Origin of the sequence: Bordetella petrii, assembly GCF_020991325.1 — a bacterium.
Lineage (GTDB): Bacteria > Pseudomonadota > Gammaproteobacteria > Burkholderiales > Burkholderiaceae_B > Bordetella_A > Bordetella_A petrii_E.
In genome coordinates this window covers 1-10,953 of record NZ_JAJMLX010000154.1, presented here as the reverse complement: position 1 = coordinate 10,953, position 10,953 = coordinate 1, and the positions used below count along the sequence as shown (strand labels likewise).

The 10,953-nt window shown below is 64.2% G+C and carries 11 protein-coding genes; 2 read left to right on the top strand and 9 right to left on the bottom strand.

What is annotated here, in order from left to right; all coding sequences use genetic code 11:
- Positions 1-262: 262 nt before the first annotated feature.
- Positions 263-973, top strand: a complete 711-nt coding sequence (locus tag LPZ50_RS15545) for a Bax inhibitor-1/YccA family protein (RefSeq protein WP_230662373.1) — start codon at positions 263-265, stop codon at positions 971-973.
- A gap of 124 nt (positions 974-1,097) precedes the next feature.
- Positions 1,098-1,766: a PliI family lysozyme inhibitor of I-type lysozyme gene (locus LPZ50_RS15540; protein ID WP_230662372.1), complete on the top strand. Its 669-nt coding sequence runs from the start codon at positions 1,098-1,100 to the stop codon at positions 1,764-1,766.
- 9 nt (positions 1,767-1,775) lie between these two features.
- Here the strand turns inward: LPZ50_RS15540 and recO are convergent, their stop codons facing one another.
- The 9 genes from recO to rpoE form a co-directional block, all read right to left on the bottom strand.
- Positions 1,776-2,363: a DNA repair protein RecO gene (gene recO / locus LPZ50_RS15535; protein WP_230662371.1), complete on the bottom strand. Its 588-nt coding sequence runs from the start codon at positions 2,361-2,363 to the stop codon at positions 1,776-1,778.
- Positions 2,356-3,246, bottom strand: coding sequence for a GTPase Era (era, locus tag LPZ50_RS15530; protein ID WP_230662370.1), 891 nt, complete (start codon positions 3,244-3,246; stop codon positions 2,356-2,358). Before era ends, recO begins: the two co-directional genes overlap by 8 nt.
- Positions 3,243-4,004, bottom strand: a complete 762-nt coding sequence (gene rnc / locus LPZ50_RS15525) for a ribonuclease III (protein WP_230662369.1) — start codon at positions 4,002-4,004, stop codon at positions 3,243-3,245. The genes era and rnc overlap by 4 nt, the downstream gene beginning before the upstream one ends.
- Before the next feature lies 1 nt (position 4,005).
- A complete protein-coding gene (gene lepB / locus LPZ50_RS15520) occupies positions 4,006-4,890 on the bottom strand; it encodes a signal peptidase I (protein ID WP_230662368.1) in 885 nt (294 codons plus the stop codon).
- 22 nt (positions 4,891-4,912) lie between these two features.
- On the bottom strand, positions 4,913-6,706 hold the full coding sequence (gene lepA / locus LPZ50_RS15515; RefSeq protein WP_230662367.1) for a translation elongation factor 4: 1,794 nt from the start codon (positions 6,704-6,706) through the stop codon (positions 4,913-4,915).
- A 263-nt stretch (positions 6,707-6,969) separates the two neighbouring features.
- Complete coding sequence (locus tag LPZ50_RS15510; protein ID WP_230662366.1) at positions 6,970-8,442, bottom strand: Do family serine endopeptidase; 1,473 nt, start codon at positions 8,440-8,442, stop codon at positions 6,970-6,972.
- 42 nt (positions 8,443-8,484) lie between these two features.
- Positions 8,485-9,510, bottom strand: a complete 1,026-nt coding sequence (locus tag LPZ50_RS15505; RefSeq protein ID WP_419195601.1) for a MucB/RseB C-terminal domain-containing protein — start codon at positions 9,508-9,510, stop codon at positions 8,485-8,487.
- A 26-nt stretch (positions 9,511-9,536) separates the two neighbouring features.
- Positions 9,537-10,037, bottom strand: a complete 501-nt coding sequence (locus LPZ50_RS15500) for a sigma-E factor negative regulatory protein (protein WP_230662365.1) — start codon at positions 10,035-10,037, stop codon at positions 9,537-9,539.
- Between the two features lie 12 nt (positions 10,038-10,049).
- Complete coding sequence (gene rpoE / locus LPZ50_RS15495; RefSeq protein WP_230662364.1) at positions 10,050-10,649, bottom strand: RNA polymerase sigma factor RpoE; 600 nt, start codon at positions 10,647-10,649, stop codon at positions 10,050-10,052.
- Positions 10,650-10,953: the final 304 nt, after the last annotated feature.

The following is a 10,953-nucleotide window of genomic DNA, read 5'->3' as shown; positions in this document are numbered from 1 at the left end:
CTGCGTGCCGCCCTGCAGGCCGAGCTGGAACAAGCCCTGCAGCGGGCGCTCGACGATGCCGCGGCGGGCCTGCGCGCCCGTCTCGAGGCCGAACTGCCCGACCTGATCGACCGCGCGGTACGGGGTGTGCGGCCCGGCTGAAGGCCCACCGCCACCCAGATACCCCGGAAAACCCGCCCCGGTAGATTTTTCAGGGAACTGTAAGGTATCCTACCCCTCTAATCCCATTGGGCAACTCATTTGCCGCACACAGGAGCCGTCCATGAACCAATACCGTCCTTCCCCTTTCAACCGTTCCGGCAGTTATGCCGGCGCGCCGGGCGAAGTCGTCCGCAACAAAGTCCTGCGTAATACCTACTGGCTGCTGGCCCTGTCGCTGATCCCCACCGTGCTGGGCGCGGCGGTCGGCCTTTACTCCGGGGTGAACCAGATCATGATGGCCAGCCCCGGGCTGTCGGCCATCGTGTTCCTGGTGGGTGCCTTCGGCCTGATGTTCGCCATCGAAAAGAACAAGCACAGTTCGCTGGGCGTGGTGTTGCTGCTGGCCTTCACGTTCTTCATGGGCATTATGCTGTCGCGCCTGCTGGGCTTCGTGCTGGGCATGGGCAACGGCGCCCAACTGGTCATGACGGCCTTCGGTGGCACCGCCGTCGTGTTCGGCACCATGGCCACCCTGGCCACCACCATCAAGCGCGACCTGTCCGGCATGCAGAAATGGCTGTTCACCGGCGCGGTGGTCATCCTGGTGGCGGCGCTGGCCAACATCTTCCTGCAAATGCCCGCCCTGATGCTCACCATCTCGGTGCTGGCCATCGTCATTTTCTCGGCGTTCATGCTGGTAGACCTGCAGCGCGTAGTCAACGGCGGCGAAACCAATTACGTGTCCGCCACCCTGGCCATCTACCTGGACGTCTACAACGTATTCTCGAACCTGCTGATGCTGCTGGGCATCTTCGGCGGCAATCGCGAATAAACAGGCTGTAACCTGTCGGCAATCGGGCCCGCCATGCGCGGGCCCTTTTCATGGCATGGACAGCGGGCATGCGGCGTGCTACATCAAGACATCAAGAACACCGCCCTAGCCAACGAGGTTCCGCATGAACGCAGCCGTCTACCGCCCCGCCTTGCTGTGCGCCACCCTGGCCGCCGGCCTGGCCGCATCCGCTGCCCAGGCCAGTTCGCCCACTGCCTGGCAGCAGCAGGAAGACAAAGCGTTGCGGGTATGCGCCAAGGCATCGGGGCTGCTGCACGCCGAACAGGTGGGCACGCCCATGCAGTTCGACGACCGGTCCGGCCAGACCGCCTTGCTGATCCGCGGCGCCGCCCCGCAGGCCCACATGCAGGGCGCGGCGGTCACCATGCTGTGCCTGGTCAACCGGCGCAGCGGCCAGGCCAGCCTGGTCGAATGGACGGGTTCGCCCAGCCCAGGCGACGCCGCCGCCCCCGCGCCCATCGTGCTGCCCCTGCCCACCGCGCCCGCCGCCCTGGTTGTGGCGCAAGAGCCGGGCGAACCTGCCTCCATCGGTACGTACAGCGTGCGCCTGTACCGCGACCTGGCCGCCGGCGATTATGTCGATGGCCTGATCCGCCCGCGCAATGGCGAACTGCGCCAAGCCCAGCTCAAGGACATGGACGGCGATGGACAGGCCGAACTGGTGGTGACCCTGGTTACCGCGGGGTCGGGCAATTACCAGACAGTAGACGTGTACAAGATCGAGGACGGCCAGCATTTGCAGTGGGCGTCGGGCCTTTCCAAAACGCCCTGAGCCCTTGCATCAAAGCCGCTGCAAATCCAGCAGCACCCGCCGGGTCGACAGCGGCCGGCCGGCCAGGTTGGCAGCCAGGCGCTCACGCAGGTCGCGCCGCAATGCGGGCTCGATGGCCGGGTCGTCGAAATCGGGCGCGGCCTCATCTATGCCGTAGCCGGTTTCGCGCAGCAGTGTCCATTCGAAGCGCCGCAACGCCCCCGCTGCGCGCGTGCCGCCCGCCAATTGCTGCAACGCCGTGTCATAGGCGTCGAACAAAGCCGGATGAGCGTCTTCGCGCGGCAGCAGGCGCAGCAATAGTTCGTTCATGTACCAGGCCGACATCAGGGCCGTGCCGGCCAACGGACACAGCCCAGCCACCTCGGCGCGCGTCAGCGTCTTGACTTCGCCTGCGCCGCTCCAGGACAGCAGCAAAGGCTGAAACGACGACAGCACAGGCCGCAATACTGAATAAGGCCGTTTGGCGCCCTTGGCCACCAGCGCCACACAGCCGTGCTCGCGGGAAAAACTCTGGACAATCAACGAAGTCTCGCGCCACGCGGTGGCATGGAGCATGTAGGCAGGGCAATCCTGGACGCGATGCGCCCTTCTACTCATAGCCCAGGTCGCGCAGCGCGCTTTCGCGGTCGGACCAGCCCTTGCGCACCTTGATGTACACCTCCAAGTGCACGGGTTTGTCGAGCAGCTTGGCGATGTCCTGGCGCGCCTCGGTGGCAATTCGCTTCATGTGTTCACCGCCAGCGCCCAGCAGAATGGGCCGGTGGCTGTCGCGCTCGACCACGATACAGGCGGCCACCCGCACGCCCTTGTCGGTTTCTTCCCATTGCTCGATGACAACGGTGCAGCCATAGGGCAGTTCGTCGCCCACCAGCCGGAAGATCTTCTCGCGCAGCAGCTCGGCGGCAATAAAGCGCACCGGGCGGTCGGTGAGCGTGTCCTCTTCGAACAGCGGCTCGCCTTCGGGCAGGCGCGTGGCAATTTCGTCCAGCAACTGGTCCAGTTGCTGTTCTTTCAGGGCGCTAACCGGCACCACGGCATCGTACGGATGCTGGGCCACGATCTTGGACACAAAGGCGAACAGGTCGTCGCGGCGCTTGACGGCGTCGATCTTGCTGACCACCAATATGGTGCGGCGGGCCTCGGGCAGCAGCGGCAGCAGCTTGGCATCGCCATCCGTCCATTTGCCGGCCTCGACCACATGCACTACCACGTCGACGTCAGCCAGGGCTTGCGTGACCACGCGGTTCATCATGCGGTTCATGGCGCCGCCGTGGCGGGTTTGAAAGCCCGGGGTATCGACAAACACGAACTGCTCGTGCTCGCGGGTGAGCACGCCATGGATGCGATGCCGCGTGGTTTGCGCCTTGCGCGAAACAATGGAAATTTTCGAGCCGATCAGGGCGTTGGTCAGGGTGGACTTGCCCACGTTGGGGCGGCCGACCACGGCGATGAAACCGGTACGGAAAGGGGTGTCGCTCATTTGATCTCTTGTGTCACGGCCACGGGCAGCGACAATTGCGCGGTTTTGCGGGCCTTGCCCGACTTGCGCGCGGCGCGGCCGGCTGGGCTGGCCGCCTGGGCGGCTTCCAGCGCCAGCTTGGCGGCGGATTGCTCGGCGGCGCGCCGGCTGGCGCCGGGCGCCACCACCTTGATCTCGAGCGCGGGAATGGCGCACTCGACCTCGAACTGCTGGCTGTGCGCGGCGCCATGCGTGGCCACCACGGTATACACCGGCAATGCCAGCTTGCGCCCCTGCAGGAATTCCTGCAGCAGGGTCTTGGCGTCCTTGCCCAGGGTTTTGGGGTCGACACTGGCCAGCACGGGCTGGTACTGGCGCACGATGACCTTGCGCGCCACCTCGAAACCGGCGTCCAGGAAGGCCGCGCCGAAAATGGCCTCGACCGCGTCGGCCAGGATGGACGGGCGGCGGAAGCCGCCGCTTTTGAGTTCGCCCTCGCCCAGGCGCAGGTACTGCGACAATTCCAGGCGCTGGCCGATATCGGCCAGCGAGGCCTGCTTCACCAGGTTGGCCCGCAGGCGCGACAGGTCGCCTTCATCCAGCTTGGGAAATCGTTCGAACAACATGGCCGCCACGACGAAGTTCAGCACTGAATCACCCAGGAATTCCAGGCGCTCGTTGTGGCGAGCGCTGTGGCTTCGGTGCGTCAAGGCCTGCTCGAGCAGAGCGGCATTGGCGAAACGATGATCCAGTCGGGTTTCCAGCGTGGCGAGGGACATGTCAGTTAAAGCTGCCGATACGGCCGAGGTCGCTGAAGTTCATCCAGATGAAGAATGCCTTCCCGACGATATTCGCGTCAGGGACGAACCCCCAGTAACGGCTGTCGGCGCTGTTGTCCCGGTTGTCGCCCATGGCGAAATAATGGCCTTCAGGTACTGTGCAGCGTACTCCATTACGGGCGTACTCGCAGTTTTTCAGGTTCGGGAACTTCCAAATGGGCCCATAAACCTGCGATTTTCCTTCATCTAGCAGTATTTTGTGGTCAACGTCGCCCAATTTTTCTTTGTATTGGTGAATATACGACACCCGGTCGGGCTCGAAATACTCGCCGTCGCGCATGCGCGGCACCAGTTGGCCGTTGACGTAGAGCTTCTTGTCCACATACGAGACTTCATCGCCGGGCAGGCCGACAATGCGCTTGATGTAGTCGACGTTCGGGTCCACCGGATAACGGAACACCACCACGTCGCCGCGCTGCGGGTTGCCGATATCGATGACCTTTTTATCGACAATGGGCAGGCGGATGCCGTAACTGAATTTGTTCACCAGGATGAGGTCGCCCGACTGCAAGGTGGGCAGCATGGACCCGGACGGAATGCGGAACGGCTCGACCACGAACGAGCGCAGCACGAACACGAACAGAATTACCGGAAAGAAGCTGACCGCGTATTCCACCCACCAGGGCACCCGCGAAGCCGACGCGGCGGCTTCCTGGCGCAGGCGAGCGGCCTCTTGGGCGTCGGACGCGTAGGTGGTGTCCACGGCGGCCACGGCCGCCTGGCTGCGCAGCAGGCGCCGCCGCCGCAGTACCGCGACATCCAGCGCCCAGATAATGCCGGTAACCACCAGCAGCACAAAAAGTATCAGTGCAAAGTTCCAGCTCATTGAGTATGCCGCCTTTTTCTCGCTACTTGTCTTCGACCTGCAGAATGGCCAGGAATGCCTCTTGGGGAATTTCCACGGAACCGACCTGCTTCATGCGCTTCTTGCCGGCCTTCTGCTTTTCCAGCAGTTTTTTCTTCCGGGTGATGTCGCCGCCGTAGCATTTGGCCAGCACGTTCTTGCGCAATGCCTTGACGTTTTCCCGCGCAATGACTTCGGCACCGATGGCCGCCTGGATGGCCACGTCGAACATCTGGCGCGGAATCAGCGCGCGCATGCGGGTTACCACATCGCGCGCGCGGTAGCGCGCATTGGCCCGGTGCACAATCATGGCCAGGGCGTCGACGCGGTCGCCGTTGATCAGCAAGTCGACCTTGACCACGTCGGCCGAACGGTATTCCAGGAACTCGTAGTCCATCGAGGCATAGCCGCGCGACACCGATTTCAGCTTGTCGAAGAAATCGAGCACGATCTCGGCCAGCGGAATTTCGTAGGTCAGGTGTACCTGGCGGCCGTGGTAGCTCATGTTGATCTGCACGCCACGCTTGTTATTGCATAGCGTCATGACCGGCCCCACGTATTCCTGGGGCATGAAGAGGGTGACTTTGACGACCGGTTCGCGGATATCGTTGATCTTACCGACTTCGGGCATGCGTGCCGGACTGTCGATGATTTCGATGCTGCCGTCGCGTTGTTCGACTTCGTACACCACCGACGGCGCGGTGGTGATGATGTCCATGTCGAACTCGCGTTCCAGGCGTTCCTGCACGATTTCCATGTGCAGCAGCCCCAGGAAGCCGCAGCGAAAGCCGAAGCCCAGCGCCTGCGAGACCTCGGGCTCGAACATCAGCGCCGCGTCGTTGAGCTTCAGTTTTTCGAGCGAATCGCGCAGTTGGTCGTATTCGGAGCTTTCCACCGGGTACAGGCCGGCGAACACCTGCGGCTTCACTTCCTTGAAACCAGGCAGGGGCTTGCCGGCCGGCTTGCCCGCCAGGGTGATGGTGTCGCCCACCTTGGCGTTGGCCAGCTCCTTGATGCCCGCGATGATGAAACCCACCTCGCCCGCCGACAATTCGGTGCGCGGCTGCGACTTGGGGGTGAACACACCCACCTGCTCGCACAGATGCGTGGCGCCCGAGGCCATGAGCAGGATTTTGTCTTTGGGCCGCAACACGCCGTTGATGATGCGCACCAGCATGACCACGCCCACGTAGTTGTCGAACCACGAGTCGATGATCAGGGCCTGCAACTGGCCGGCGGGGTCGCCCTTGGGCGGAGGCACGCGGGCCACGATGGTTTCCAGGATTTCGTCAATGCCCAGGCCGCTTTTGGCACTGGCCAGGACGGCGTCGCCGGCCTCGATGCCGATGACGTCCTCGATTTCCTGGCGCGCGCCGTCGGGGTCGGCCTGCGGCAGGTCCATTTTGTTCAGCACCGGCAGCACTTCCACGCCCAGCTCGATGGCGGTGTAGCAATTGGCCACGGTCTGGGCCTCGACCCCTTGCGAAGCATCCACCACCAGCAAGGCGCCCTCGCAGGCCGACAGCGAGCGGCTGACTTCGTATGAGAAGTCCACGTGCCCCGGGGTGTCGATCAGGTTCAGGTTATAGACCTTGCCGTCTTGCGCCGTGTACGCCAGCGCCGCAGTCTGGGCCTTGATGGTAATGCCGCGCTCGCGCTCGATATCCATCGAGTCCAGCACCTGGGCGGACATTTCGCGCGCCGCCAGCCCGCCGCAACGCTGGATCAGGCGGTCGGCCAGGGTCGATTTGCCGTGATCGATGTGGGCGATGATGGAGAAATTGCGAATATGCTGCATAAGGTGGGTAATTAGGGACAAAACAAGCGCGAAAACGGGCGTGGACGCAGCCCCGGCCATCAGCCAAAAACGAAGGGGCGCATCGCGCCCCCTTCTTGCGGCAACCAGCTATTTTATACGGGTTCGCATTCAGCCGTATGAGTCGTTGATTCGCCCAGCAGTGCATTCCCCGGACTACCAACCGGCGCGGTCCAGCCCGGGACGCGCGGAGCCGGCTTTGCCGGCCGTCCGCGCCCCATAAGGGCATGGGCCCGAGAAGTGACCTACTTCGCGGGCTCTACCGCCACCCACTGGGTTTGATCCCCGCGGCGCACCAGCAAGCCGGCCGCCTTGCCCTTGGGCAACTTGCCAACCAACTGGTTGAACTGCTTGGCGCCGGTGACATCGGTGTTGTTCACCGCCACCACGATATCGCCCTGGCGTATGCCGACCGCGGCGGCCGCCCCTTCCGAGGTGCGCACCTGCACGCCGCCCTTGATGCCCAGCTTCTTCTGGACATCGGCGGGCACGTCCACCACGCCCAGGCCCAATGCGTTGCCGGTGATTTCGGGCTCGGCGGGAGCCTGGTCGGCAGCGGCGGCGGAATCGCTGGAAAGCTCGCCCACCTTGACCGACAGGGTCACTGTCTTGCCACGGCGCCACACTTCCATTTCGGTGCGGGTGCCGGGCTTGGTCTCGCCCACGATGCGGGGCAGGTCAGACCAGCGCTTGATGGTTTCGCCATGGAACGAGGTGATGACATCGCCCGGCATGACACCGGCGGCGCCCGCCGGGCCGTCGGCCTCGACGTTGCTGACCAGCGCGCCTTCGGCCTTGGGCAGGCCGATGGCCTCGGCGACGTCCTTGCCGACTTCGCTGATCTGCACGCCGATGCGGCCGCGAGTAACCTTGCCTTCGGCACGCAGTTGGTCGGCCACGCGCATGGCTTCGTCGATGGGGATGGCCAGCGAAATGCCCATGAAGCCGCCGCTGCGCGAGACGATCTGCGAGTTGATGCCCACCACTTCGCCGTTCAGGTTGAGCAGCGGGCCGCCCGAGTTACCCGGGTTGACGGCCACGTCGGTCTGGATGAAAGGCAGGTATTCGCCGGTATCGCGGCCGATGGCGCTGACAATGCCCGCGGTGGCGGTGGAATCCAGGCCGAACGGCGAACCGATGGCCAGCACCCATTGCCCCTTCTTGAGCGTCTTGGGATCACCGATGGTCAGCGGCGTCATGTCCTTGGCTTCGATCTTGATCAGGGCCACATCGGTGCGCTCGTCGGTGCCGATGACCTTGGCCTTGAACTCGCGGCCGTCGGTCAGGGTGACGAAAATGTCGGCCGCCTCGCTGACCACGTGGTTATTGGTAAGGATGTAGCCGTCTTCGGAAATCAGGAAGCCCGAACCGACGCCGCGCGGCACCTTGCGCTCTTCTGGCGTGGGCGCCTGGCGCGGCGAGGGTTGCTGCGGCATGCCAGGCGGCTGGAAATCGGGGCCGAAGAACCAGCGGAACAGCTCGTAGGGATCGTTGGTGCCGCCGGGGCCGCGCACCGGCACGTTGGCGGTGGTGCGGATGTTGACGACGGCAGGATCAACCTTGGCGATGATGCCGCTGAAATCGGGTAGCGCCACGGTGGGCGCGGCGGAAGTCTGGGCTTGGGCAACAGGCCCGTACGCGCCCGCCAGCATGACGGCGGCCAATGCCGCCAGGAAAAAGCGCCGTATAAAAAAAGTCGACACAGAAATAGATTGCATGAGAGAACTCCGAAAATTCCCCAACCTTTTGCAGGTTTGTTGTTATTGAGACGCTGGCACGAATTCAGTGGACGTGGCCAGTTGTTCGAGCGTGGCGGCCGGGACTTCGCCCAGGGCCGTCAGCCAGAAATCGGCGATGCGCGTGCCGTAGATATTGATGGCGCCACGCCGCGCGGCACCCGACGTCATGGGGTGACCGCGCCGGGTGTCGAAAGGTTCAATGAAAACCGAGATGGCCGCCAAGCCGTCGGACAGTACCAACTGGCTGACATTGCTGTGGCCCATTGATCGTTTCACCTGCATGACCGCCACGAAACCCCGGGGCGCGGGAATGCGCCAGCCTTCGGCGGCCAGGTCGGCGGGTTCCATGCGCGGCTGCAGCACTTTCCAGTCGCGCGTGCTCCAGCGCGAGGCAAGCTCGGCCGGGTCGACCTTGTCGCCCAGGCGTACGGAGGTGAACGCCACCTGCTCGACCACGCCCTGCTCGGCATCCAGTGTCTGGGCCTTGAGCAGCAGCTTGGTGTCGACGTCGGCGCACAGGCGATAGCCGTAGCGCAGGCTGTCGCGGGGCTGGATGGTGATGATGCGGCACTGGCGGTCGGCCACGCGGTGCAGCTTGTCTTCGGCGCGGATATCGTAGTGCTGCGCAAGATCGGTGGGATTGCCCAGCAGCAGGCCCGGGAAGCGGTCGCCGCGGCGCGGCTCCATCAGCACGGTCTTGCGCTCGGGAATCAGGCACTGGATCTCGTCGTTGTGGCGCAGGTATTCGCGCGGCTGGCCGTCCAGGATTTCCAGGCGCTCGCGCTCGCCGGTACCGTCGATGACATGCACCAGGCGCGACGACTGGATGACCTGGCCCTGCTGATACAGGAACACCCCTGCGTAATCCTGCTTGCGGGCGGCTTGCTGGATGTCGTACAGCAACTGGATGGAGTTGCCGGAAGATGCCGGTTCGGCAGCCTGGGCGGACTCATGGATGGCAGCGAAGGCCAGCAGGAACGCGGCGGTAAGGGCCCAGCCGGCGCCTTGTGCAGGGCGGCGGCCCACGCCGTCGCGACCTCGCGCCAACCAACAGAACGGCTGCAACTGTGTGATCAACGTCCGGCTCCGGCATCGAACGAGACTTGGCGTACCGCGCTGGGGCCCGCCATTTGGCGGTGTGCCTCGAGGTAATCGCGCAGGCCCGGCGTTTCGGTAGCCGTTGCATCGGCCAGCACACGGGTGTCGACTGACGGGGCCGAGCCGCCCATGATGTAAGGTTGCGCCACCCAGGCCACGGTTGCCACGGCGGCCGCCACGGCCAGCCCGGACAAGCCCATGCGCAACGGCGAACGCCGCCGCTGCGGCGCAACAATGGGCAGCTCGGCGTCCAGCGCACGCGACAGGCGCGCATGGAAGCCGGCGCTGGGGCTGACGGCCAGGTCGGAATTGCGCATGGCGTCGCCGATCAGGTGGTAGGTGTCCCACGCTCGGCGCCCTTGGGCACTGTTCAATTCGGAAATAATGTCTTCGGCGGCTTCGCCGTCCATCCAGGCCGATACGGATTCTTCCAGGGATATTCCGGTATCTGGCACGGACTTGGATGTTGATTGCATGACTGCCGCTCCTTACCAACGACGCTCGGCATCGGTATCCAGCAAGGGACGCAACCGGGTGGCAATGGCTTCGCGCGCACGGAAAATGCGCGAGCGTACAGTGCCTATCGGGCAGTCCATGCTCTGGGCGATGTCTTCGTAACTCATACCTTCGATTTCACGCAGCACGATAGCTGTCCGGAGCTCTTCGGGCAATTCCTCGATGACCGCATTGACCGTTTCGGCGATCTCGCGGCTGGCCACCATGGCTTCCGGGGTGCTGATATCGGTTAGGTTATCCGTTTCGTTAAAAGTTTCACCGTCTTCCGTTTCAATTGCATTTGGCGCGCTGGGACGGCGGCCGGCCGAGGCCAGCCAATTACGTGCCGTATTGACCGCAATACGATACAACCAAGTGTAAAACGCGCTTTCACCACGGAACTGGGGCAGCGCCCGGTAGGCCTTGATGAAGGCTTCCTGGGCCACGTCCTCGATTTCGGCGGGGTCGCGGATCATGCGCCCCAGCAGGCGCAGGATCTTGCGCTGGTACTTGAGCACCAGCAGGTCGAAGGCCTTCTTGTCGCCCCGCTGTACGCGGGCGACAAGTTCGGCGTCGATGTCGCGCTCGCTCATGGTGCCCTCGAAGCAGGGGGAATCAGGCGCTGCGCCGCCCCTGCCAGAAGGCAGAGCCGGCGCCAGCGGGCCGCGGACATCGTGGAGCGCCAGACAGCCACCCGGCAACTTGTAACATCAGCGCCAACCACGGGGGCCAACCGCAAATGCAGGTGGATCCAGCAGGCGCCTCGCCGGCTGTCGTGCAGGACGGCATCGTGCCATCCATGCTGCAAGCGTACGCGCCAGTGGCGGCTGGCCGCAACTGCCCGCACGGCCCGGACGCGCCGGGCCGCATGGCGGCGGGATACGTGGCGCCGCAGCG

Coding starts and splice junctions, on each gene's coding strand:
- era (WP_230662370.1), bottom strand. CDS start 3,246: ATGAGCGACACCCCTTTCCGTACCGGTTTCATCGCCGTGGTCGGCCGC.
- lepA (WP_230662367.1), bottom strand. CDS start 6,706: ATGCAGCATATTCGCAATTTCTCCATCATCGCCCACATCGATCACGGC.
- LPZ50_RS15540 (WP_230662372.1), top strand. CDS start 1,098: ATGAACGCAGCCGTCTACCGCCCCGCCTTGCTGTGCGCCACCCTGGCC.
- rpoE (WP_230662364.1), bottom strand. CDS start 10,649: ATGAGCGAGCGCGACATCGACGCCGAACTTGTCGCCCGCGTACAGCGG.
- lepB (WP_230662368.1), bottom strand. CDS start 4,890: ATGAGCTGGAACTTTGCACTGATACTTTTTGTGCTGCTGGTGGTTACC.
- rnc (WP_230662369.1), bottom strand. CDS start 4,004: ATGTCCCTCGCCACGCTGGAAACCCGACTGGATCATCGTTTCGCCAAT.
- recO (WP_230662371.1), bottom strand. CDS start 2,363: ATGAGTAGAAGGGCGCATCGCGTCCAGGATTGCCCTGCCTACATGCTC.
- LPZ50_RS15545 (WP_230662373.1), top strand. CDS start 263: ATGAACCAATACCGTCCTTCCCCTTTCAACCGTTCCGGCAGTTATGCC.
- LPZ50_RS15500 (WP_230662365.1), bottom strand. CDS start 10,037: ATGCAATCAACATCCAAGTCCGTGCCAGATACCGGAATATCCCTGGAA.
- LPZ50_RS15510 (WP_230662366.1), bottom strand. CDS start 8,442: ATGCAATCTATTTCTGTGTCGACTTTTTTTATACGGCGCTTTTTCCTG.